Annotated in this window: 22 protein-coding genes; 5 read left to right on the top strand and 17 right to left on the bottom strand. The window is 45.8% G+C overall.

What is annotated here, in order from left to right; translation table 11 throughout:
• Positions 1-54: 54 nt before the first annotated feature.
• Both ACFOEE_RS00295 and ACFOEE_RS00290 read right to left on the bottom strand, forming a co-directional pair.
• Positions 55-1,788: an alpha-keto acid decarboxylase family protein gene (locus ACFOEE_RS00295; RefSeq protein ID WP_377119725.1), complete on the bottom strand. Its 1,734-nt coding sequence runs from the start codon at positions 1,786-1,788 to the stop codon at positions 55-57.
• On the bottom strand, positions 1,775-3,598 hold the full coding sequence (locus ACFOEE_RS00290; protein WP_377119722.1) for a flavin monoamine oxidase family protein: 1,824 nt from the start codon (positions 3,596-3,598) through the stop codon (positions 1,775-1,777). The genes ACFOEE_RS00295 and ACFOEE_RS00290 overlap by 14 nt, the downstream gene beginning before the upstream one ends.
• A gap of 187 nt (positions 3,599-3,785) precedes the next feature.
• On the opposite strand from ACFOEE_RS00290, the gene ACFOEE_RS00285 reads away from it, so the two are divergent.
• From ACFOEE_RS00285 to ACFOEE_RS00275, 3 genes are all read left to right on the top strand, one after another.
• Entirely contained in the window at positions 3,786-4,826 is a 1,041-nt protein-coding gene (locus ACFOEE_RS00285; protein ID WP_377119719.1) for a helix-turn-helix transcriptional regulator, read from the top strand.
• Between the two features lie 87 nt (positions 4,827-4,913).
• The gene (locus ACFOEE_RS00280) at positions 4,914-6,191 is read left to right on the top strand and encodes a serine hydrolase domain-containing protein (RefSeq protein WP_377119716.1); all 1,278 of its coding nucleotides are present in this window, start codon (positions 4,914-4,916) and stop codon (positions 6,189-6,191) included.
• Between the two features lie 171 nt (positions 6,192-6,362).
• Positions 6,363-6,746, top strand: coding sequence for a DUF1842 domain-containing protein (locus ACFOEE_RS00275; protein ID WP_377119713.1), 384 nt, complete (start codon positions 6,363-6,365; stop codon positions 6,744-6,746).
• A gap of 92 nt (positions 6,747-6,838) precedes the next feature.
• On the opposite strand, the gene ACFOEE_RS00270 is transcribed toward ACFOEE_RS00275, so the two are convergent.
• The 10 genes from ACFOEE_RS00270 to ACFOEE_RS00225 all read right to left on the bottom strand — a co-directional run bounded on the left by ACFOEE_RS00270 (position 6,839) and on the right by ACFOEE_RS00225 (position 14,925).
• Positions 6,839-7,207, bottom strand: coding sequence for a DUF4440 domain-containing protein (locus ACFOEE_RS00270; RefSeq protein WP_377119710.1), 369 nt, complete (start codon positions 7,205-7,207; stop codon positions 6,839-6,841).
• 48 nt (positions 7,208-7,255) lie between these two features.
• A complete protein-coding gene (locus ACFOEE_RS00265; protein ID WP_377119707.1) occupies positions 7,256-7,378 on the bottom strand; it encodes a hypothetical protein in 123 nt (40 codons plus the stop codon).
• Between the two features lie 9 nt (positions 7,379-7,387).
• On the bottom strand, positions 7,388-7,948 hold the full coding sequence (locus ACFOEE_RS00260; protein WP_377119704.1) for a hypothetical protein: 561 nt from the start codon (positions 7,946-7,948) through the stop codon (positions 7,388-7,390).
• 384 nt (positions 7,949-8,332) lie between these two features.
• Positions 8,333-9,271: an HAAS signaling domain-containing protein gene (locus tag ACFOEE_RS00255; protein ID WP_377119702.1), complete on the bottom strand. Its 939-nt coding sequence runs from the start codon at positions 9,269-9,271 to the stop codon at positions 8,333-8,335.
• A gap of 3 nt (positions 9,272-9,274) precedes the next feature.
• Positions 9,275-9,616, bottom strand: coding sequence for a PadR family transcriptional regulator (locus ACFOEE_RS00250; RefSeq protein WP_377119699.1), 342 nt, complete (start codon positions 9,614-9,616; stop codon positions 9,275-9,277).
• 529 nt (positions 9,617-10,145) lie between these two features.
• Complete coding sequence (locus tag ACFOEE_RS00245; RefSeq protein ID WP_377119697.1) at positions 10,146-10,484, bottom strand: YdbL family protein; 339 nt, start codon at positions 10,482-10,484, stop codon at positions 10,146-10,148.
• A gap of 13 nt (positions 10,485-10,497) precedes the next feature.
• Entirely contained in the window at positions 10,498-10,680 is a 183-nt protein-coding gene (locus ACFOEE_RS00240) for a YnbE family lipoprotein (protein ID WP_377119694.1), read from the bottom strand.
• The gene (locus ACFOEE_RS00235; protein WP_377119691.1) at positions 10,677-13,187 is read right to left on the bottom strand and encodes an intermembrane phospholipid transport protein YdbH family protein; all 2,511 of its coding nucleotides are present in this window, start codon (positions 13,185-13,187) and stop codon (positions 10,677-10,679) included. Before ACFOEE_RS00235 ends, ACFOEE_RS00240 begins: the two co-directional genes overlap by 4 nt.
• 238 nt (positions 13,188-13,425) lie before the next feature.
• Entirely contained in the window at positions 13,426-14,481 is a 1,056-nt protein-coding gene (locus tag ACFOEE_RS00230) for an NAD(P)H-dependent flavin oxidoreductase (RefSeq protein WP_377120118.1), read from the bottom strand.
• 81 nt (positions 14,482-14,562) lie between these two features.
• Complete coding sequence (locus ACFOEE_RS00225; protein WP_377119688.1) at positions 14,563-14,925, bottom strand: nuclear transport factor 2 family protein; 363 nt, start codon at positions 14,923-14,925, stop codon at positions 14,563-14,565.
• A 170-nt stretch (positions 14,926-15,095) separates the two neighbouring features.
• Between ACFOEE_RS00225 and ACFOEE_RS00220 the strand changes: the two genes are divergently transcribed.
• Positions 15,096-15,884, top strand: coding sequence for a polysaccharide deacetylase family protein (locus tag ACFOEE_RS00220; protein WP_377119685.1), 789 nt, complete (start codon positions 15,096-15,098; stop codon positions 15,882-15,884).
• Between the two features lie 24 nt (positions 15,885-15,908).
• On the opposite strand, the gene ACFOEE_RS00215 is transcribed toward ACFOEE_RS00220, so the two are convergent.
• The 3 genes from ACFOEE_RS00215 to ACFOEE_RS00205 form a co-directional block, all read right to left on the bottom strand.
• Complete coding sequence (locus ACFOEE_RS00215; RefSeq protein WP_377119683.1) at positions 15,909-18,155, bottom strand: tetratricopeptide repeat protein; 2,247 nt, start codon at positions 18,153-18,155, stop codon at positions 15,909-15,911.
• A gap of 127 nt (positions 18,156-18,282) precedes the next feature.
• Positions 18,283-18,474, bottom strand: coding sequence for a hypothetical protein (locus ACFOEE_RS00210; protein ID WP_377119680.1), 192 nt, complete (start codon positions 18,472-18,474; stop codon positions 18,283-18,285).
• 159 nt (positions 18,475-18,633) lie between these two features.
• Complete coding sequence (locus ACFOEE_RS00205; RefSeq protein ID WP_377119677.1) at positions 18,634-19,479, bottom strand: phytanoyl-CoA dioxygenase family protein; 846 nt, start codon at positions 19,477-19,479, stop codon at positions 18,634-18,636.
• A 122-nt stretch (positions 19,480-19,601) separates the two neighbouring features.
• Between ACFOEE_RS00205 and ACFOEE_RS00200 the strand changes: the two genes are divergently transcribed.
• The gene (locus ACFOEE_RS00200) at positions 19,602-19,988 is read left to right on the top strand and encodes an MmcQ/YjbR family DNA-binding protein (RefSeq protein WP_377119675.1); all 387 of its coding nucleotides are present in this window, start codon (positions 19,602-19,604) and stop codon (positions 19,986-19,988) included.
• A 28-nt stretch (positions 19,989-20,016) separates the two neighbouring features.
• Here ACFOEE_RS00200 and ACFOEE_RS00195 read toward each other — a convergent pair whose 3' ends face one another.
• Positions 20,017-20,715, bottom strand: a complete 699-nt coding sequence (locus ACFOEE_RS00195) for a LytR/AlgR family response regulator transcription factor (protein WP_377119672.1) — start codon at positions 20,713-20,715, stop codon at positions 20,017-20,019.
• Positions 20,715-22,220 carry a sensor histidine kinase gene (locus tag ACFOEE_RS00190; RefSeq protein ID WP_377119669.1) on the bottom strand — a complete coding sequence of 502 codons (1,506 nt, stop codon included), beginning with the start codon at positions 22,218-22,220 and terminating at the stop codon, positions 20,715-20,717. The genes ACFOEE_RS00195 and ACFOEE_RS00190 overlap by 1 nt, the downstream gene beginning before the upstream one ends.
• Positions 22,221-22,359: the final 139 nt, after the last annotated feature.

Genomic DNA, 22,359 nt, shown 5'->3' with positions numbered 1-22,359 from the left:
ACAACACAGTGCGCCTGCGCTTAATTTTCACAGCAAGGTGTTACAACTTTAAGCTTATTGGCAAGGGCATTCATCAAGTCGCTTATGCGTGATTGCTTCTGCTAAGTCTTTAATCGCAGGTGCTAAATCATGCTTGTCTATTTTCACTTCGACTAAATAACTGGATTTACTATCTTCGGCGATATGTTGAAACACCCGATGAATATCAGCATTAGTGGCAATCGTGAGGTGTTTTACACCAAACGCGCCTGCGAGTTTGTCATAGTGCCAAGTCGGTAAATTATCAAACGGCGCAAACTGCCCATTTGGTGTAAAAGCGCAAATGTCGACAAACGACTGCTCAATGGCATACACAGCATTACTCATTACAAATACCACGGTATTGAGGTTGTGGCGCTGTAAGGTGGATAAGGTTTGGCACATCATCATAAAACCGCCATCACCCGCTATCACTATGCTGCGCCGCGGGTTTGCCAGCGAAACGCCCAATGCGCATCCCGTTTCATGTCCTAGTGAACCCCAAGCTGCGTCACTAACAAAGTGATCTTGTTTAACCCCAACTAATCTTGCCGCCATATACAGCGACGAGCTTTCGCCCAGAATAAGGTTGTAGTCTTGCACGATTGGGTCGTGATTTAAGGCATGTTGATAATAGGCAAAGAAGCTTTGATAACTGGCTGGTTGGTGGTCTGTAGGGCAAGTTGCCGAGCTATCAAGGTAACTTGGCTGATTCGTGTGACAAACAGGCAGTGGGTTAGCCTTAAAGTAAACGGTTAACTCACGGATAAAATTGCCCAAGCTGATTTGTAAATAGCTGGTGTTTTTACCCACTACCGCGCTGCCCATATTGACCCGAGTGATAGCATCGGCTTGAGTTGTCAGCATAGTCAAATAGTCATCGGTAAATATCGCCCCTAAGGCAATGATGGCATCGCATTTTTTAACATAATCAAACACTTCCTGCCTTGATGCCTCACCCGCATAGGTGCCGATAAAGGCTGTTTTACCTATGCCATCGGTTTCACTCAGCACAGATTTGGCTAAGGTCGTGGTGGTGTAAGGAATATTCAGGCAGCGCAGCAGCTCTGCAACTTCCTCGGCAAGTCCAAGGCGTGCCAGCTCAATCCCTAACATTAGGATAGGTTGTTTAGCTTGCTTTAAACTATTTATCACGCTTGCAACGAGCTCTTTCTGTTGATCTTTATTCGGTGGCGTGACTAACTTCGGCAATCGCTCATCTGGTCGTGGGCAGTCGGCTCCCCACACGTTTTGCCAAGCCTCAAGATAAATAGGGCGCTTTTCCGCCATCGCCAATTGTAACGCTCTATCAATAATAGCGGGCGCTAACGCGGCATCGGTGAGGATTTCGCTTGCCACAGTGACGGACTCAAAAACGGTTTTATCCGCTTGATAATTACCTGTACTATGGTGAAACAGCGCACCAGTTTCCGCTATGGTCACGCGGTTTTCAAGTGAAGGGCTGGCGGAGATCACCACCACTGGGTTACGCTCTACATAAGCCCCAGCAATGGCGTTTAGGACACTAAACGTGCCAACGCCATATTGCACTGAGACCGCACCAATCCCTTTGTAGCGCGCATATCCATCGGCGGCGTAACCCGCACCTAGTTCGGTGACATCACCCACCGCTTCAATGTCACAAAAATTATCTAAAGCGGCCATAAATTCCTGCACATAATCGCCCGGTACTTGGAATACCTTATTTAGGCCGAGCTCTTTGAGGCGCGTTAAGAGGTAATCGGCCACTGTAAATTTATTGATATTCATGGTTGATCCCTTCATAAGCAAACTCAGTCACCTCATTTAATACCTCCGCATTTGCTTGCGGTTGTACCGTTGAATGAGGGGCTTGACCGTGGCAAAGGGTGGCGCAATCGGCAGGCAGATAGTTGAAATGCGATTTCAGCCACTGCGGGTAAGCTGGGTCGGACTTTAGCCAAGCAGGTGTTGGTAGCTTAAAGAATTCAGCCAGTGTGGATTCTGCGGTATTGAGTGCGCCCTCGACCCAACCTTGCTCGTAAGAATAGGCTTCACCAACGATAAAAATTTGCTCGTCGGCAACCGGATGGCGCATACGACACATAATTTCATCTAAACGATAATTGGCCTTCCATTCATGCCAGCCGCCACCAAACGGGTCATCGCTCCACTGTTGATATACCGCAGAATACGGCATTGGCAGTTCTTTTTGGTTGTGTAGCGCTTCAATTTGGCGATGTGCCGACTCCACCATCGCGGCGGTGATCTGGAACTGACTTTTTGGCACTATGTCTTGTGCTGGAACACCTTCACAGCCATATGCAGGTGGATAGCCAAGGTAAGGCGCGCCATATTCTAAGCCTTTCCAATAGGGAATGGTGCCAATGTCGTTGTAAGAGGCCATCAATAACGAGTTGGTGTTGGGTTGGCCATCTTCTTGGTCGCATTCTGTACCCATATAATAGGTTTGGCGAATAGGTAAATCCGTTACCGAGCGGCCAGCTACTAAACCTAGACTGCGCCACCAAGGTTGCTCATAAGCCATAAACATTTTAATGGCTTTTTGGATAAGCACAGAAGGGATGTTCTTTTGTAGCCAAGGGTCGGCAAAGAAACTTGACTCAATCAACTCTAAAGAACGTCTTGGCATAGCTAAGATCAGTTGCTTGGCTTTTACTATGGTTTCATCGGCGCTGCAATCACAGGTATTACCATGACAATCCGTGGTGGTGGATTTAAAAATCAACTCGTAACGGTGGGGGTGTTTTGGATGAATGTTGATTTTAGCTAAGCGTTTGTTTTTATGTAGACGCTTGTCCGTTGGTAAACAGCCAGGCAAAGCAAGGAAATCAGCACAAAGCTTGAGAGGTAATGCTTGAAAGCCATCTTTTAAGGTCAAAAATACCGTATCATCACTGTATTCAGTGGCTGGTAACTGAGTCACCGCATTGGCATTGGCGACGTTTGCATCGTAACCGCCAGCTTCTTTCATAAATAAATAAGCTTCGTTACTCAATACACGCTCTAACAGGTTCCAAAACCCGTACTTCCAAATTTCCTGACCAAACACTTTCACCTGCATTTGTTGTTGCAAGGTCATGTCGGCAAAGCCAGGGCAAATTAGGTTCATTACTTTGACTTGCAAGTCTTCTGGGCCATAGCCGCGCTCGGATTCATGCAAGTTATAAGGGATTTTGTCGGGACACTCAGCAAAATCACGATAACGGAAATAGTGACCGCGCAAGTAAAACAAATTGTTTTCACTGCCCGCGAGTTTGTCTTTTAGAGCCGGATCTTGGCTATTGGGGTAGAGCGGTAAGTCAGAGCCCATCGGGAAGTTTTTGGTTGCAAGTCCAAGTTCGTCCACTAAGGTTTTGACCATTAAGTGATCAGACGGGATATATCGCATGCCACCAAGTTCAGCGACCACATTCGGCAAACCGGGGAGTTTTTTACTGAACAGTCGTCCGCCGATGCGGTCGCTGTATTCAAATAAGGCAATTTTTTGGTCAAGACCGTATTGTTGTTGTAAACGCCACGCGCTGTAAGTGCCAGAAACGCCGCCACCAACGATGGCAATATCAAGTTCTAACGTCATTGCAAATGCTTCCTTTTGTCGATTTGCATTTCAAGTTAGTAGAAATGAAGCGGGAAAGCCATTACATGTAATTACATAATTTTAACAGCGCGGGGTGTTAACGTTGCTTACTTGCGAATGTATCAAGATTGTTTAGTACCGCAATATTTAGTAAAGTCACGAGCAATTTACTTGCCTCGGACGGACTATGATTGCGCTTAACGGTATTGAAATATTTGATTTATTCTTTCGTTTTGCGGCGGTTGGTCAGCTCGGTTTAGTGTTACTTTGGACGGTGTCGCACGGTACTTTAGCAAAGCGCTTTAGTGCGGCGCTGTTTATTCTTTGTATAGCAAGTTATTTACTTTTAACCGCCCCCATCGAAGATGAACATTATGGTTGGTTACGGCAATTATTACTGCTATTTACCGACTTAACCGCGATAGCTATTTGGCTGTTTGCGCAGTCGCAGCTCAGCCTAGGTAAGCCTATCTCGCGACTCAATCGTGGCTTTGCTTGGCTGTTAGGGGGCTGGAGCTTAGTGATGTTATGGCTGTTTTTAGTGAACCAAGGTTCTGGTTTATTGCACGACCTAAATCACTGGCTCAGTTTTGTTTTATTATTATTTGTGGTGTTCCGCTGTGTGCTCGGCTTTCAAGACGATTTAGACGACCGGCGGCGTAAGTTTCGTTTGCTGTTAGTCATTGGCAGCGGAGTTTATATGGCGATGCTCACCTTTATAGAGCTGGCATTTAAATTTGTTAAAGATGATGCACTGTTTAGTCTGCTTAACAGTGGCACGATTTTAGGTTTAGTGACCTTGACTGGATGGCAAGTGTGGCGCAAAAGCCAGCCACAGCGTGAGCTTGTCAAGGCGCCAGCAGTGCAGCAACATACTCAGACCACAGCACAAGCCGACCCAAGATTAACAGCTGTTTTGCAATTGATGGACGAGCAGTTTTATCGCCAGTCCAATTTATCTATTGCGGTGCTGGCAGATGCGCTGCACATACCTGAGCATCAGCTGCGCCAGCTTATTAATCAGCAGCTGGGTTTTAGTAACTTTTCGCATTTTCTTAATAGCTACCGTATCCCTGCGATTTGCCAACAATTGCAAGATCCAGCTAAAGCACATTTACCAATTCTGACTATGGCCTTAGACATGGGTTATGGCTCGATTGCGGCGTTTAATCGTGCCTTTAAACAACAAATGGGCATGACACCGTCAGAATATCGTGAGCAATTTTAAAAATGCGCAGCTTTTTTTATTTTTGCGCAGACTAAAGGGATAATTTTCATAAACATAACGACTAACTAAATTGTACGGATAGTCGTTATGAAATATAAAATTATCACTTTATTGATTGCTCTACTGGCATTGCTGGGCTGGTATCTCAAGCCCTTCTATGACTTTTATGCTTATCAAAATAAAGCGCCTATGTACCCTTGGGGGCAGGTATTAATCCCTGCTGAGCGACCGCAGCAATCTGAAGTGTTTGACATTGATTATCAATCGGTTGCGCAGCAAGCAAGCGATTTATTGGCCGCGCACAGTAAACATATCTATGCGCCGGGGATAACGGCGGCGGTTGCCATTAACGACCAATTGGTGTGGGCTGCGAGTGCTGGTTGGGCCGACATTGAAACCAAACAGCCGATGCGTACCGACAGCCAACTGCGAATTGGCAGCACCTCCAAAGCAGTCACCGCAGCAGGGTTAGCAAGGTTAATTCAAGCAGGAAAAGTCACCTTAGATACCTCGCTTGGTGAGGTGTACGCCTCTTTACCTAACCCAACTTGGCGTCCTATTACCCTGCGACAATTAGCTTCTCATATGTCAGGTATGCCGCATTACAATAAAAATACTGAGCTATTGGGTTTACTCGAGTTTATGCGGCTTGATAAACATTATGCGGAAGTGGGCGATGCGCTAAAGCTGTTTGATGAGAGCCAGTTGTTGTTCCCACCCGGCAGTCAGTTTGAATATTCCTCGCTAGGCACTGTGGTAATAAGCGATGTGATTGCGCAGCGTGCAGACATGCGTTACCAAAATTGGATGGTGAATGAAGTGTTTACGCCATTACAGTTGCACCATACAGTGGAAGAGCAACAGGCCAGCAAGTTGGTGACTTTCTATTGGCAAAGCCCGACGCAACAGGAACAGGTCAGAACATGGCGGGCGGTTGATTTAAGCCAGCGTTTAGCGGGCGGTGGTTGGGTATCAACTTCAAAAGATTTGGCGATGTTCGGCCAAGGTTTTATGCGTGAAGAATTTATTGGTAATGAGTTACGTGAGCAATTCTGGACTCCGCAAACCCTCAATAACGGCGAAGTGAACCCACAAAACTATGCACTTGGGTGGCGCCAAGGTAGCTTAAGTTTGGCAAATCCGATAGGTGACATACGCTATTATCATCATGGCGGAGTGTCGCGTGGTGCACAGGGTTTCTTATTGGTGGTGCCGCAATATCATTTGTCTATGGCTGTTAACATCAATACGAAAACGGATAAGTTCAGTGATTTTTCCGCGGTGTGTAAAGAGTTAGTTAGTTTATTTGTGCTGCAACAGTTCAGGCTGCGAGGCAGCTGTCAAGACAATGACAGTTACTGCTGAGTAACCGCTGTAATACTGTGTAATAGCTTATTTTTGTGCGTCCTTCTAATCTGGTTGTGTTGGTAATTTTGCATGGTCAACACATTTGCCAACGGTTTTTGATGCCATGACGCAACCCATTTTATAGGACGTGCGTTAGGTAGTTTCAGCATATGTATAAGGAAAGTTAAAATGTCTCAGGCAAGCTTATATCTAGTTAAACTGCAATTTAATTCTGGTTTTGTTGGCGGCGGTTCTATGGAACTACAACTTGCGGTCGATCCCGTGTCAGATACGCTAAATGGCAGAGCAAATGGCTCTATTCAGGAGGGAACGCAACATGCCCCCACATTCACGTCCAGCGCGTCTGGTCATATGCACGCTACTGGACTCAATGGTGTGACCAAAGTCGGTGCGGTCACAGGACAGGCTGTTGTGTCATTTCCGCCACCGGCTATTGGTAGCTATCTTGCTCCCTTTACTGCCAGTTTTGCTGTCGACAATGATTGGAGTGGTAAGGGCAGTTTTTCTGTGGGTGACAACACCTATCAATGTGTTGTTAGTCTTAACGATTAAACGGCTCGTTATGAATAATAAAGTGAAGTGTAGCTACTTCACTTTATTCTGACGGGATAAATGTTCATGCCTTGGGGGACAATTTCACTACGCTAATATGGTTCAACTTTAGACGCAAAGTGGGCAGTCAATTGCCATTGATTATACTCATTTAAGCGCCAAATTGAGCTTCGGGAAGCATGACAATCTTGCTCACCCAAGTCGTTTTCAAGATAGCTGAAATATCGAACCAAATAGCACTCAGTGGATATTTGTCTCACTTCATAGTGGCTACATTTAATTTGCAGCCCCTGCAATGATTCCTGTTCAAGACCAGCCAACAAACCTTGTTTGTCGCCAGCGTGACCGGACAGCCCAATTTCCACGAAGTCTGTGTGGATTAACTTGTCCATTACCGTGCGATTGCTGCGGTTGTCAGGCAAATGGAGCTGCTGTTCTAGTTTTATAAAATCGGCTTGCATAGCGAAAATGAAGTGCAGAGCTGAGTCTCAGCTTGCACATCCTGCTCCTTAACGAATTGGCCAGCCGCCACCTAAGCACACATCAAAAAACTTGCGTGGTTCGCTTAAAGTAATAGTTACATTTTTATGTGCTGCGTTGTTGCTTTCTATACGTTTCTTAAAATATTCCATTGGTTTTCCTTACTCTTCTAAAATGAAATGGTGGCTTCCCAATTTTGGGATAACCGATTGAAAAAATTTGATGTCAAATAATGAGGCGTGTTCATTTGGTAATATACTGTCGATTCGGAATAAAAAGGGCACTTCGTCAGTGGTTAAAGGATCTAAATCAGACGCCTGACAAGCTAAACAGTATGCACGAATAATACTTTGATAGTGTTCATTGTACTCTATGCCCTCCAATGTGGTGTTTTGCCCCATAATGCGTTTAACCATGATTGGATAATGGTGAATAAACATCCCCATTTTTTCAGCAAGCTTTTGGTATTCGGCAGTATGAAGAATAAACGCATGCCATAGTTCGTCTACTAATTTACTTGGGATGGCGACTTTTGCTGGGGATAGAATAATAAAAGCAAAATAATCCTTAAATCCTTCTATAACAACGCTAAGTTGTGACTCAGTTAATCTGTGATCAAATTGCTTTTCTACATGCCATGTGAACCATTCGAGCACTTGCTCATTGAAAATATGAGCCTCAATAGCCTCCAAGGCATGTTCAACATTAGGGTTGGCTTTCATATTGAGTTATATCCTGAGTAAAAGCGAATTTGCCGAACACTGATAGTTTGTTAATTTAAAGTGTCTGGTGTTTTTTATTTTTTTCATGTGTTTATTATTCATTAATTTCCTTTTGTGGCAACAAATATATTTGTTCGGTGAGTAGTGGATATTTAATTCAAGATGAGAAAGTTACTACTGGTAAGTCAAAACTATGATCGTTACAGAACTATGCTTGTTGGTGAAATGAGCATATTGAAGAATTATGCGCCACACACTCAGGTGTGACGCAGTTCGTTGATTCGTGGCGGCTGATGGTTATTGTTATAAAGTGACCAACACTTTTCCCAGTCTCCTCTGAATTCCGCGCGACTCAGCGTTAAGTTGGTATCAGCCTTGATTGAGTTAGGATTTTAACCACAATCGTCGTATATCTCTTACAATTTCATACGCAGGGAAGCAGGCAATCACTAAGCTGCTCCAACGTGCAGAATTTTGTAGTTGCTCCCAGCCCATTACATGTGGCCATGCCTCGGTGTTGATATAAAGCAGGGGGCCATTGGCGGCTAAATAAAGTAATGCCACCACCAGACCTGAGTTAATAACAAGATTACACAGCTGCATACGCGTCTGCCAGTATCTGGCTTGTAGTTGCCATAAATTCAGCATGATCCCAGCAATAAACAGTGGCGAGCACCACAAGAGAAGGGTTTGTGCTTGATCTGAGAGGCGAATATAGACCGTTGCCAGCTGCTCTTGAGTAACAAACTCTGGATACCAGATAACCACGAGGACAAACGTATAGGTTGCTAAATCGGTAAAAATATCTTGTAGTTTAATATGTTGCCAAGTGCTAGCAAGCGAGGGGAGCTGCATAGGTGACCAACTGCGTGCTTGCTGTTGTTTTTGTGGCTGCTGATGCGAGATAAGCGCGTAAGCGAGCGTGACAGAAGTAAACGCAAAACACGCCTCGTCCAAAAAGCCAGTTAACAGACTCAATACATAGCGGATTGGGCCCATTTCACTATTGAACCAGTGCGTTGTGGTGCCAAATACTTGCAGTACAAATAGTACGCCCAATACCATATACAAAGTATATTGATAAGCTTCAAGGTAGTCGCTGCTGATGAACGGCTTTGGTGGTACGAATTGTTTTGCAACGGCACTTGGGTGACCTAAAGCGACGAGCACATCCGAAATTTGCTGCTCACCAACTTCACCTTGTTCGGCTAATGCGTCGAGCTTATCTAAAATATTTGCCTCGAGCTCACGGCCTATTTCTTGCCGTTTATCTTCAGGCAATTCGCGCTGCACCGCAGCGACATAACGTTTTACCAGTTCCATAATTTACTCTTCCACATTGGGTTGAATTAAGGGGGTAACGGCATTGTTGAGCTGTTGCCATTCTTCACTTAGTTGACGCAGCACCGTCACGCCAACAGTTGATAATTGATAGTAACGACGTTCCCGACCTTCGCCTTGGCGCCATTCGCTATCGAGCAGGCCTTGTTCAGCAAGGCGGCGGACTAAGGGATAGAGTGTGCCTTCATCTATATCAATACCGCCATCGGCTAGTTGTTTACGCAGGGAGTAGCCATAGTGCGGCTCACGTAGAGAAGCAAGTACCGCCAATACCAATACCCCGCGTCTTAATTCCAATCGCAATTTGTCGAGTTGCGCCTGACTCATAGTGTTGTGCTCCGTTGCAGTTCAAAGCCATAGGTTTTGAACTGCAGAAAATTACTGTGTGCCATACACTGTGTATTGCATAGTATTCTATACTATGCGTGGCACAGTAATTTTGCAATAAAAATGATGAAAAATTGTCCGATACTGGTTTGGCTGACGGACAGATGCTTATGTAATCTGAGTTTCGGATAGCAAATACCTTACTTGCGGCTAGTTCTTACGTTGGCTGTGTTGGCTTGATTTGCTGTGGTTGGAATTAGTGCGTAAATCCATCTTAGGTTATCTAGTTATAATTCTATTAATTCAATTGGTTAGTTTATGCTTTGGGCAGGCGTTAGGTTAATTTTTTTATCTGAAATTAGGGGGGATGAGCGGCTGAGGGGTTGACTCAACTGTTAATAAAGGCTGCGATGGAGGAGAGATAAAGTATGTGCATGCGCAGCACGCAGACGCTGAGATATAACTATGGACTGCCATGAGGTTAAGCCGCCTAGCCAGTGTTACAAGTAACTGGCTAGACGTTCAAACGTTAGGGCTTTTTAATAAACTGGCCGTTGGCATTTTCAATATAATGACCCGCTTCGGTTCGTTCGAGGTTTTTTACCCCAGCGCGGGCGGCCACTTGCTCTAAAGTGAGGTTGTTGCGGGTGGCAATATCTTCATAGTGCATACGACGCTTTTCATTCACTTCATCAGCAATTTGCTGTGCCGCCGCACCTGCAACGACTACGCCAAGATAACCATTACGCATTTCGCCGACTAACCCTTGGTCTTTGGCATCTTGTAAGGTGAGGGCAAAGGCATTGGCACAAAATATCAGACTGGCCAGCAACACACTTAATTTTTTGGGCAATGTAAGATTAAACATAGTGGGCTACTCCTTAGAACAAGCTTTCATCTTTAGTAAATAAGTCATCGAGTTCTTTGTCGACTTTGACGCGGATCTCATGATCAATTTTTAAGTTCATATTGATGGTTATGGGTTCTTTAGCAGCAACTTCAATTCGGTGGGTACAGCCGCTCAATAAACCCAGCACCAGTATTGCAGTGATGGGGGTTTTCATTTTGGCTCCTTGGGTTTTAACTTGTTGGTCAGGCTGTGTTCTAAATCATTGGCTATCATTAATGATTGCAACAAGCCGGGTAAATCGTAACTGAGATTAAGATTAAAATTGACGTCGTTGTCGATATCAGGATTATGACCCTGAATCGCAGTGGCCAGCACCATATCGCCATTGTTGGCCATACTGACACCGGCAGTTAGGCTGTGGTAGTTGAGATTTTCTAACGCTTCAAAGGCCAATTTTAAGTTACTTTGTTGCTGTTTTAAGTTCGCAACAGCGGGATTATCTTTAACGCGGATAATCCCTTCGCTGACATTAAATAATCGGCCTTGCTGAATACTGAACTGAGGTTTGCCATTTTTTGCCAGCGCGACTGTAACGGGCAACTTACCGGAAATTTTGCCAGTTACCACAATGCCTTTAGACTTGTCTAACGCCAATAACGGCTCAAGGTCAATTTGATCTAATTCGAGTCGCATGGTTTGCGCCTCCACAATTGGCCAGCTTAGCGCGGGCACTTTAACTCGGCCACCAAAGGCCTCTGCCGTTAACTGTTGCAAATCAAACTTTAATGCCGACTGAATCCAACTGAGATTGCTGGAAGCGCGAAGCGTCTGCACCCCCATATCTGGAATAAGTGTCGCAACACTTAGGTTATTAATACCTTGGGAACTGATTAAATTGCCGTCGGAATAATTAAAGTGTTGTTGATAGTTAAGATCTTGCCAACCGAAATCCGCCACTTTGCCATCAATACCGCTCAAGGTGAGGCTGACATCGGCTTGATGGGCAAGGGGATATTGCCAAGCAAAGCGTTTTCCGCTGATAGCATAATCCAATAATCCGGCATGTAACTTGAGTTTAAGGTTGGGGTCGCGATTAAAGCCCAGTAAGGTTTTTACCGCCAAGGCATCGCCATTAAGGCGATAGTCGAACTGATTGGGGGTGCCACTTAAGTCAAATTGCGCCAAAGTGGTTTTGGAGGCTTTGAGGTTGCCAACTACAGTCAGTTTGGCAAGGTTTCCTGAGATTTTCGCTTGTGCTTGGAGCTGCTCAAGTTGGAGTTTTTTGGGTAGGGTAAAACTCGCCAAATCACCTTGTAATTGTAGGTTTAGCGCCAGTGCTTTAGCGCTTTGTTTAATATTGCCGCTGGCGTGTAATTGCACAGCACCTAGCTGCAAAGGCATATCGTTAGTGGGGGTAAAGCTTGGCACAGAGACTGTACTTGGCGCTTGTAACTCGAGCTGCCAAAGCGGCCCTGCGACCTCTGCCGCGCCTGTAAGCTCAACCGCCACGGGTGTTTGCAAGGCGGTATGTAGGCTGTGCGCATTGAGCTGCGTTTTTGCCGAAAACTGGGTTTTAAGCTTAGCTGCAGCATATTCACTATGCACTTGGCTGAGCATAAGTTGCATGCTTGGCTTACCACTAGGGTTATGTACCGCAAGGCTTTGGATAGCAAGGTTTTGTAAGCTAAACACTTGTTTGGTTAAATCTAACTTGGCTTCGCCTGCGGGGGACACAGTAACACCATGTAATGGATTGGTTTGCAGTAGCGTGACCAGCTCAGGCGGCAGATGCCATTGCTGCAAATAGCTCAGTAACATTTGGTCATCAAAACTGACCACGAACTGGGTTTGCGTACCAAGCTCAAGGTGAATTTGCTGCTCATCAATATCGAGTTGCCAAGTGGGGCTGAATGTCACCTGCGTTTGGGCAAGTGGTGGGTTTTGTAGCCATGTCTCGCCTTCAGCCACGTTCAGCTTGGCTGAGAGTTGATTGGCTTGCCAGCTAAAATCAAGCTTGAGCCCGCCTTTTAAAGCCAGCAATTGCCAGTTTGCCGCAAGTGGCAAAGGGGTTGGCAAAAAGGCCTGTTGCAGCGCTTGTAAATCAGTCTCAATATGGCCGCTTAAGCTATCCAATTGGCGCGAGATGCTGATGCTCAGCAGCGGCTTTTGCTCATTTACAGCATGGTTTGGCGTGGTAGTCGACCACAATGTTGCTGCCAGCGATTGTTGGCTGAGCGCTAGTTTTCCTAAGTAGTGTTGCGTATCAGCCGCTACGGCAAAATGGCGAATGTTAACCGGTACAGGTATGGGAAAGCGGGCGAGTAAGGCAAGGCTGCTGTGCAATGTGGTCAGTGGTGACACCGGCGGTGCATCACTGTGGTTTTGCAACAGTTCACTTGCAGCTTGTAAGGTTAAATCATCAGCGTTAATAGATTGAATGGCTATTTCTGGCTCGTTCAACCAAGACCAAGACACGAGTTGCCAATCTATATTGACCTGCTGCAATGTGCCGGATGCCGCTGGATGGTTAAAACACAGCGTATTCAGCATAACGTTGAGGTGCTTGTCGATGTCTACGGATAAGCAGCTGAGTGAGACTTGATAAGGGTTGAGATAATGATTGGCAATGCGGGTCACTATAGTGTGGCGAAAGTAAAATAGCGTGGTGAGTAACAGCAAAGTCACTACAGCAAAACCCACTGTCCATTTTAACCAACGCATGCCTTTTCCTTCACGACTATACCCATTCCTTTTGAAGTTGCAGTGGTGTTTCGCTTACCCAATTACTTAGCAGATAAATGCTGAGGGGGATGAGCTTACTAGCCCTTTATCTGCAACTCCAAGTAGTTTAGGTCACTATTACCACCCTGATGATGGAGTATAACGGTAGCGAAGCTAATACGGGGTTGCAAGTAAGAAATTGTATCCGCTGCTTACTTGCAGCCGCAGTATTGAGTGGTTATTGCATTTTCTCGGCGAGTGCCTTATTGAGTGCTTGAGCTTCATTGACCATAGTATCCATTAAGGTTTGTACTGATTCGACCGAATGGATCAAACCTTGTGATTGGCCAATAAACTGCACGCCGTGCTCTAAGTCACCGTGAATGGTTGCCGCTTCCAGTTTTTCGGTGGCGGCACCAAATAACGTCAGCATTTTAATTTGTTTAAATTGCGCGACTAAGCCGAGTATTAATTTCCATAGCGGCATATCCACCAGCTTGGCGGCTTTAAAGGATTTAACCACGGCCATAAAAAAGTTCATCGGCTTTTTGGTGACTTTTTCTGCCATTGGGGTTTTCATCACCCGCGCATACAAGCCATCAAAATTCTTCGAGTAGATGGTATCTGCGACACGTTTCTCAACCACCGCGTTTTTCACATTTTGATGTACCGGGCTTTCTAAGCTGGTGGCAAAACGCGAACCCATGGCCACGCCTTCGGCGCCCAGTGCGAGGGCAGCCAGTAATCCACGGCTATCAGCAAAACCACCAGCGGCAATGACAGGAATAGAGACAATATCGACAATGTTTGGTACCAAACATAAACTGGTGACTTCACCGCCATGAGCGGCTGCTTCGTGACCTGTCACTAATAATGCATCCACCCCAGACTTTTCAGCCGCTAAGGCGTGTTTTTCTGTCACCACAGTAGCGATGACTTTACCACCGTATTGCTTGGCTGCAGCAACAATCCAATCGCCTTTACCCAGCGAAAAGTTAATCACTGGCACTTTGGCCTCAAGCGCCACTTTGGCATTCTCTTTGGCACCCGGCATCATTAAGGTAATACCAACACCAAAAGGTTTGTCGGTCAGTGTGCGGATCTTCGCGATAGCGGCTTGAGTTTGTGCTTGGCTTAGTGGGCCCGTAGCCAGAATACCGAGCCCACCGGCATTGGAGACTGCCGCGACTAATTCAGGTACTGAGATCCAGCTCATGCCGGGTAAAATGATCGGTTTTTCGATTGCAAACAGTTCAGTAATACGCGTTTTCATTATTGTTAGCTTACTGGTCAGAGGTGTTTGTCTAAGCTTAACCCTTAAGTCGCAAGAGGGGAAGTTTTCACCGCCTTAAATGCGTTATTAGTGCAGCTAAAATTAGCGCATAAAGGTGACACGACGGATCAAACCCGCTTCGACTTCATAAGCGGCAATGATTTTGATGCTGCGCGTGACGGTTAAACTTGGTAACTCAGACGACTGCGCTAATTCATGGTCAACTAAGTAATTGCCACTCACCATACGCTGTAATGAGGTGGCGTGGAGGTAGGTCAGTGAAGCGAATTTTGCGCCATAGTGTTCAATCAGTTTGGCTTTGCCGCGATAGAGTAAGCCACCAGAAAAGCTGCTGATCTCCACCTCGTCATGATAAGTCGCGGCAAACGCCTCTATATCTCTGGCGTTATAGGCCGCAAGTTGCTTATCAATAAGTGCGATGGTGGCGAGTTCTTGTTGCGTCATATTTTGGTTCTGCGATTGTGTTGTGGTTGTTCATACTAACCGATAGCTGCTATGGCTGACATTTTTTGCGTCGTAACACAGCGTATTTGTGTATTCTGCTAAGATGTGATTTTATCGTGTTTGATGACCTGAGGTGGTTACAATACACGCTATTTTTAATGGGAATAACGATGAGAAAACAAGGATTTTTGCTGTTAATGCTGGTTTTGGCCGCAAGCTTTAAGCTACTGGCAAATGAGCCAACCGCAGTTTGGCAGGGTAAAGCATCAGCGGTATCGCTGACTTATGATGATGCCTTGGGTAGTCACCTAGATACGGTGGCACCACAATTACAGCACTATGGTTTTTTAGCCACTTTTTATGTGGTGATTAATTCTGCGCATTTTTATCAGCGTTTAGAGGATTGGCGCAAGCTGGCTGTGGCGGGCCATGAACTGGGTAATCACACCTTGTTTCATCCTTGTAACGGTAAACTCCCAGGTCGTGAATGGGTCAGAGCTGAACATGATTTATCGACTTGGAGTGTGGCTCGCTATCAACAAGAGTTACAAGTGGCCAACACCACTTTAGCAGCATTAGATGGTCGTACTCAGCGCACTTTTGCGTTTCCTTGTGGCGACTTAAAAGCGGGAGAGACGTCTTTTTTACCTTTACTCCCACAGTATTTTATTGGTGCGCGTGGTGTTGAGAGTGGGGTTAATCTACCAAAGCAAACTGATCCGTATATGCTGAAATTGTTTGATGCCACCAATTTGCAAATTGCCCAAATCGGCCCTTTGCTCGATAGTGCTAAGGGCAGTTACGCCATTTTTATGTTCCATGGTGTGGGCGGCGACCATCCACTTAATACTGAGCTAGAAGTGCATCAAGCGCTGTTGGCGGAATTGGCACGCCGCCAAGATTCAATTTGGGTTGCGCCCGTGGTTGAAGTACTAGCAAGTATGGCTAAGGCGCACTAAAGGGGAATAACCCCCAAAAATTGCTCATGAAAGCAAACGTTTGGCCGCCAAAGGTAAGCTTATCCGCATTTGCAGCCCACCTAATGAACTATGATGGGCGGTTATGGAACCTTGGTGGGCCGCAATAAGGCTTTTACAAATGGCGAGCCCCAACCCTGAGCCACCAGTTTGGCGGCTACGTGACGCTTCTACCCGAAACAGCCGCTCAAAGATTTCTTCAAGCTGCTCATCCTTAACGCCGGGGGCAGAATCATCTAAGGTGATGATAACATTGTCGTGTTCAAGCCCGACATACAGCGCGATAGTGCCAGGTAAGTCAGTGTAAAATGTACTGTTTGCCACCAGATTGGTCAGCACTTGTTTAATGCGGTCAATGTCCCAAATTACCGTAACTTGCTCTGGTAGCTCAATCTTAGCTTGCCACTCATAGCCTTTGTTGTGAGCAAATTGCTGATATTCGCGCTCCCATAACTTAATTACTTCACTAAAGTTATAGTCGTGTAAATTGAGCACTAGGCTTGCGGTGTCTGCTAAAGCGAGTTGATGAATATCGGTTATTAACCGATTGATATCCGCCAGTTTGCGGTTGATCACTTCATATGACGCATCGACATCCTGACTGATGTTATGTTGCAACGCTTCGATTTGCAGATATAAAGCGGTGAGAGGTGTGCGGATCTCATGTGATACATCGGCCAGCAAGCGATTTTTACGGTCAACCACATCTTGCAACAGCTGCGCGCGCTCGGCGGCAATTTTACGCTTTTGTCTTAAGCGATAGACAAATAACGCCACCAGTAAGATGGCCGCAGCACTGCCAAACCACCATGCTTTAAGTTGCCATTCGTTTTCGCGTAGTTTGGCTTCTTTGAGGGCTTTGTCTAAATTGAGTTTATCGATTTCAGTTTGTTTGCGCATAAACTCAGCTTTACTTTGTAGCGCCGCTAAGGTCATATTCTGTTGCCTAACCCCTAGGTTGTCGCGAATTTCTGTGGCTTTAACATAAGCCTCATAGGCTGGTTGATATTGCTGCTCGGCTTGATAAGCACCTGCTAATTTAGCCAATATTTTTGCTTGGTCTTCTTGGTCACCTAAACGATTTGCCCCTGCTAAGGCAGCTTCGCCAAATTGCATTGCGGAAGGGTAATCTTGCGCCATCAGGGCGATATCCATACGCCGCATTTGTGATGTTACTAACACTGAATCAAGCTCAAATTCTGCTGCGATAGCAAGGCTCTGCTCAGAAAGCGCAATCGCGTTTAAAAAATCCCCTTGTTTGGCCGCTAACAGCCCTTTGATAGCGTAGCTATTGGCAAGTCCCACTTTATTATCGATAGCACGATATAATCCGTACGCTTTTTCTGCGTACTCGGCGGATTGCGAATAATCATCGATGAGATAGGCGACATTGGCTATTTTCATTGCACTGTTGGCGAAGTCGACTTGCTCGCCATATTGCTGGTCAAGCTCATGTGCCATGGAAAAGTGTTTGAGCGCGTCATGGTAATTGCCCATTTTTTGGTAAACCACACCAATCTCATAGAGTGCGTCAGAAATGCCAATACCCAGTTTAAGCTGTTCACTGATTTCATAACTGGTGGTTAGGGTATTTAAGGCCGCACTATAATCACCTAAAGTAGACTGCAGAATGCCTAAGTTTGTGAGCGCATCGACATAAGGCTTAGTGTTTTGATAGTTGTCTAAAGCACTAACCGATTGTCTTGCCACATCCAGTGCTTGTACGTAGTTGTCTTGACGCCGCAACACAGCAGAAATCTGAATATAGGCTTTGCCAACTAACTCAAATTGGGTGGTTTGCAACGCAATCGCGAGCGCTTTGCGGTACTCAGCTTCCGCTTGTTGGTATTGCGCCTGACGGTCGTAAACATAACCAGCAATCAATGGCGCCATGACTTTATAATGCTCGTTGCTGTGGGCAATGGCCAGTGTCTCAAGCTTACTGACATACTCCGCAGCGCTATCGTATTGGTTGCGGTCAATCAAAATAAAAGCCAAAGATTCTAAGCTGGTAAGTCGCAGCGGTATAAATTCATCGCCGTCCGTTTCAGCCAAAATATCGCGAAATAGCTCAATCGCTTGTTGGGCGTCGGTAAATCTCAGCGCTTGGGCTTGCTCATAGCGCTGCTCAGCTTCTGCTAACGTCATGGCGTTAAGTCGAATTGGCAAAGCAAGCACAAGTAATAAAAAGGGAAATGCTTTGAACCATGCGCGACAATGGGCTATTTTTTGGTGGTTGAAGAGGCTTAACATGGTCTTGGTAGCTAGCAAAACGCGAATAGAGGTGAATAATCTTACTCTCCAAGACGGTTGCTGTAAAACGACAAAATAGGTTGGCTATAGCGAGTTGGCGCACCAACCCGCGGTGATTTTTTGCGGGCTATTCCGGTAAGCAGCGTACTTGTCTATTGGTAAAACAATCACTTTGGGTTGCACAACCAAACACAATTTCTGTCCGCTCGCGAGTTGGTGGTAACGTGCCGCCAACTACATCTGCGGTTTGGTGTGCTACCAGCAGAGTGTTACTGCTAAGGTTTTTAATGGGTTTTTTAGTAAATTTTAATTTCATCATCTTTTCCTTAAGTATTTATTGCCACCGTTATTGATGGAGATTTCATTTAAACATCAAATTAACAAAAACTTCAAATGGAAAAGCGATGTGCCATGCTGTGAGTTTTTATGGCAGCTTTAACCGCATTTCTCGTTTAGTGTATGAGCAAACCTACAAGCATCAACGTTTTACCTGAGGGGGGTGAAAACAATAGTGACCCGCTTCAATTTGCACATGAATTTGCATAAGTTGCTGGTTTAACTGTTGTTGCTGCTGAAATAGCGCGATATCGTTTGGTGCAGTATAGCGCTGCTGCAGTAATTGCTGATGGGCTTTACGCAATTTAAGCCATTGCGCAGGGTAACGGGGGTTTTGCTCTACATCGCGCGCGGCGCGAAACTCACTGTAAATGGTGCGTCGTGGCGTCAAGCCGATATGAGGTGTAGAGCAATGGAGTAAGTTGACATCATGAATAATGACGTCACCGGCTTTTGCTGCTACATCTACGGGAGATAAAGTGCCTTGTTTGACTTGCTGCTCGAGCTGGCAAAGCTCATCTGGCATCAAGTGAGTGCCAGGTACTACGCGCAGCGCGCCTTGACCTGCATGGGCGTCATCAAGATAAATACCAACAGTAATAATGCGGGTATCGATTGAATGCCACATGTCGCGATGCCAGATAATTTCACTCGCGAGGCAGCTTTTGACTAGCAAAGAGTCATACATAGCAACGGCTTCGTCTTCGAGCAATGTGCTTATCATAGCGTTAAATTTTGCTTCACCCAGAGCGATGCAAGCGGCTGGTATAAAAGTGCTAAGCTGATTGGCACGAAACAATTGAAAAGTACCTTGGCACCATTGCCCAGCAAGATATTGTTGTTGCTGTGAGACAAATTCCGCCGACAAAGAGGCTGAGAATGTCGCGACTTGCTGTTGAAGCTCGGCTAAATCAGTTGCGCTAACATAGTTGGGGAGGTGTAAATAACCCTGCAGGCGAAAAAACGCCAATTGTTCAGGTGACAGCATCGTGTGCTCAATTATTTTGCGAGTGCGGTTAGCTATAAAGGAATTAAGTTTGAAAAACAAGCCTTGGTAAGACGCATGCAGATCAATGTAGTTCTTAGTCAGAATTAATTTAAGGAAAGGAAATGGACGCGCAACAAGTACATGATTATTTGCTTAATAAACCAGAAGCAAGTGTTGGTCAGCCTTTTGGCGAAGGTGTGGATGTTTACAAAGTGAAAGGGAAAATGTTTGCGACTTTGGCGCGAGGCAAATATCCTGCGGGTGAAGCGGTGTTTTGGTGGTTAAACCTCAAATGCGACCCAGACGAAGCCTTTATGCTGCGGGATCTCTTCCCCGCAATTCGACCCGGTTATCACATGGATAAACGGTTGTGGAATACGGTGGTGTTGGATGGTAGTGTGCCAGCGGGAGAAATTCAGCGCATGATCGACAACTCCTTTTTGTTGGTGGTGCAGAAAATGCCGAAGCGCGAACAAACTTCACTGTTATTAAAATTGAGCGCATCTTAAGACTATTTCTGAAGCGTAAATCAAAATCTTAGAGCAGTGTTTTTGCTTGGGTTTTAAAGGCCTTGCCAATACGTACAACTTTGCCATCACTCAGGGTCGCGGTGTCATTGTCTAAAGCGACCAGATGCTGCTGATTGACCACAAAGGATTTGTGTATTTGCAAAAAGGGCGGTGAGGGTAACTGCGCGAGCAACAGTTTTAGGGTGCTACTGACGAGCGTCATCTGTTCACCTTGCCAGAGTTTGACATAGTTGCCATAGGCTTCGAGTAAGGTGATATCGGCAAGGTTTATTTTGCGTTTTTCTCGGTCTACTTTGACGACAATGGAGGGGGATTCGCTCGTCGCCAAAATGGGTATCGGTGATTGTTGCAAGGCAAGCCGACTACGCACTTTATCTAAAGCAGTGGCTAGCCGCGCTGCGCTCACTGGTTTTAGTAAGTAATCACACACATCTAATTCAAAGCCTTTTAGTGCATGCTCTTGATGTGCACTGACAATAATCACTTGAGGTCGATTGGCCATCACACTCAGCATATCTAAGCCGCTGAGTGCTGGCATATTGATGTCCAACAGCAATAAATCAACGCGCTGTTTGACCAAAATGGCCAGTGCTTGGGTAGCGTTGTAACATTGACCGATCACCTCAATATCGGTATGGCTACGCAAATGGTGCAATAATACCTGATGGGCGAGGGGTTCGTCATCGACGATAAGTACCGTAAGCATCAGCTTAACTCCAAAGTCAATTCAGCCCGCCATGTTGACCCTTCTGCGACACTGCTAAAATGGTGCTTGTTGGGATACAGTAGCGCCAAGCGACGTTGCAAATTCTCAAGCCCAACGCCTGGTGTAGTCGATTGCGAATCTAGCAAAAATGGATTTTCACAGTAAAAGACCAGGCGGTTATCCTCAATTTGACAGTGAATTTTGATAGTGCCGGGATTTGGATTGGCCTCAATGCCATGTTTAAAGGCATTTTCAACGATATTCACAAGTAGCAACGGGGCAATTTGCCAATCATAGTGGGATGCTTCTGGCCATTGGCTTTGTACTTCACAACGTGTTCCGCAGCGGATCTGCTGGAGCGCGAGGTAATCTTGCATATAGGTCATTTCTTTACTGAATAACACCCTTGGCTGTTGCCCTTCATACACTGTGTAGCGCAATAAACTGGCCAAACGCTCAATCACGGTCGGGGCTTGCGGTGATTGGGTTAAAGTTAAGGCATAAAGATTATTTAAAGTATTAAATAGAAAGTGCGGATTAAGCTGTTGTTGCAGTAGTTTTAACTCAGTCTGGCTTTGCTGCTCGGCAATTTGCGCTAAGCGAGTGTCGGAGTGTTGGCGTTCAAATGCCAAAATGATCGGGGTACTTAATAGCAATAACAAAAACATAAAGTGATAGTTGGCAGGGGCAAAAATGACTCGATTTTGTGAGGGTAACAAGGTTGAATAAGGCGCATCACTCGCAGCGTTCAGTGGTAAATGGATCATAACAGTGGCAAATAGCGGGGTAAGTAGTGCCAAACTGATGATAAACGCGGCACAAAATGCCAGCATGCCATGCTTGGCTAAGATTTTACGGATCAACACATAGCGGTTTAGGGCGTAAGTGGCGAGCAGCATCAGCGCCATGAGCAGAAATTGCCCTAAATACACGCAGAAAGTGCCAAACTGGCTGAGCACTCGGTCCAATTCAATCACAGGTTTGATGGGTTGATTTTGCATCGGGTTATCAACACTGTTCATGATCCCCGCCATGGCAAATGCCCAACCAAGTGCCAATACCAAGAGCGCCGAATTTAAAGAAAATAAACGCCTTAAAATCAGGCCAACTCGTCCATTCTGAGGATGCGCTAAACGGTTGGTGCCAAACCAAGCGATGCTGGCGGCAAGCGCTAAAACTGAGGTTTGCATCGTTAACAACGGCCAAGCTTGCCAGTACAGAGACAACAGCTGATGTAACAGCGGGTAGAGCACAAATCCGCTCAGCCAGTAGAGTTTGCCAGTTACATTGGAGTGGCGTACGGCAAGACAATGCGCCACAAAAAATGGCGCAACTTCAAATGCAAACTGAAGCATCAAAGGCCAATAAGCGCTAAAGGTCAGCACCCTATTGCCCCAAAATAGCGCGTGGGCTTCTAGCAACATCACCGCAGTTAACGGTAGCAGTGCAATGAAACACGATTGAGTTGAGGCAGTGTACTTAGATTGCCGTGCTTGCAGGGGCATTTCATAATCCTTGGGAGTCTTCAGTACTATGCTAACTGCTCTTTGTCCCGATGGGGAGAAAAAATGACAAACAGGCGGATTTCGATGACCAAAGTCGGTGTATTGGAGAATCTAGCGTTTTTGACCTTTCATCATGTAG

The organism is Pseudoalteromonas fenneropenaei, assembly GCF_042643375.1.
Classification (GTDB): Bacteria; Pseudomonadota; Gammaproteobacteria; order Enterobacterales; family Alteromonadaceae; genus Pseudoalteromonas; species Pseudoalteromonas fenneropenaei.
Note: the sequence above shows the minus strand (reverse complement) of the source record. Positions and strands in the feature narration are given on the sequence as shown.

Coding starts and splice junctions, on each gene's coding strand:
- ACFOEE_RS00295 (WP_377119725.1), bottom strand. CDS start 1,788: ATGAATATCAATAAATTTACAGTGGCCGATTACCTCTTAACGCGCCTC.
- ACFOEE_RS00290 (WP_377119722.1), bottom strand. CDS start 3,598: ATGACGTTAGAACTTGATATTGCCATCGTTGGTGGCGGCGTTTCTGGC.
- ACFOEE_RS00285 (WP_377119719.1), top strand. CDS start 3,786: ATGATTGCGCTTAACGGTATTGAAATATTTGATTTATTCTTTCGTTTT.
- ACFOEE_RS00280 (WP_377119716.1), top strand. CDS start 4,914: ATGAAATATAAAATTATCACTTTATTGATTGCTCTACTGGCATTGCTG.
- ACFOEE_RS00275 (WP_377119713.1), top strand. CDS start 6,363: ATGTCTCAGGCAAGCTTATATCTAGTTAAACTGCAATTTAATTCTGGT.
- ACFOEE_RS00270 (WP_377119710.1), bottom strand. CDS start 7,207: ATGCAAGCCGATTTTATAAAACTAGAACAGCAGCTCCATTTGCCTGAC.
- ACFOEE_RS00265 (WP_377119707.1), bottom strand. CDS start 7,378: ATGGAATATTTTAAGAAACGTATAGAAAGCAACAACGCAGCACATAAA.
- ACFOEE_RS00260 (WP_377119704.1), bottom strand. CDS start 7,948: ATGAAAGCCAACCCTAATGTTGAACATGCCTTGGAGGCTATTGAGGCT.
- ACFOEE_RS00255 (WP_377119702.1), bottom strand. CDS start 9,271: ATGGAACTGGTAAAACGTTATGTCGCTGCGGTGCAGCGCGAATTGCCT.
- ACFOEE_RS00250 (WP_377119699.1), bottom strand. CDS start 9,616: ATGAGTCAGGCGCAACTCGACAAATTGCGATTGGAATTAAGACGCGGG.
- ACFOEE_RS00245 (WP_377119697.1), bottom strand. CDS start 10,484: ATGTTTAATCTTACATTGCCCAAAAAATTAAGTGTGTTGCTGGCCAGT.
- ACFOEE_RS00240 (WP_377119694.1), bottom strand. CDS start 10,680: ATGAAAACCCCCATCACTGCAATACTGGTGCTGGGTTTATTGAGCGGC.
- ACFOEE_RS00235 (WP_377119691.1), bottom strand. CDS start 13,187: ATGCGTTGGTTAAAATGGACAGTGGGTTTTGCTGTAGTGACTTTGCTG.
- ACFOEE_RS00225 (WP_377119688.1), bottom strand. CDS start 14,925: ATGACGCAACAAGAACTCGCCACCATCGCACTTATTGATAAGCAACTT.
- ACFOEE_RS00220 (WP_377119685.1), top strand. CDS start 15,096: ATGAGAAAACAAGGATTTTTGCTGTTAATGCTGGTTTTGGCCGCAAGC.
- ACFOEE_RS00215 (WP_377119683.1), bottom strand. CDS start 18,155: ATGTTAAGCCTCTTCAACCACCAAAAAATAGCCCATTGTCGCGCATGG.
- ACFOEE_RS00210 (WP_377119680.1), bottom strand. CDS start 18,474: ATGATGAAATTAAAATTTACTAAAAAACCCATTAAAAACCTTAGCAGT.
- ACFOEE_RS00205 (WP_377119677.1), bottom strand. CDS start 19,479: ATGCTGTCACCTGAACAATTGGCGTTTTTTCGCCTGCAGGGTTATTTA.
- ACFOEE_RS00200 (WP_377119675.1), top strand. CDS start 19,602: ATGGACGCGCAACAAGTACATGATTATTTGCTTAATAAACCAGAAGCA.
- ACFOEE_RS00195 (WP_377119672.1), bottom strand. CDS start 20,715: ATGCTTACGGTACTTATCGTCGATGACGAACCCCTCGCCCATCAGGTA.
- ACFOEE_RS00190 (WP_377119669.1), bottom strand. CDS start 22,220: ATGCCCCTGCAAGCACGGCAATCTAAGTACACTGCCTCAACTCAATCG.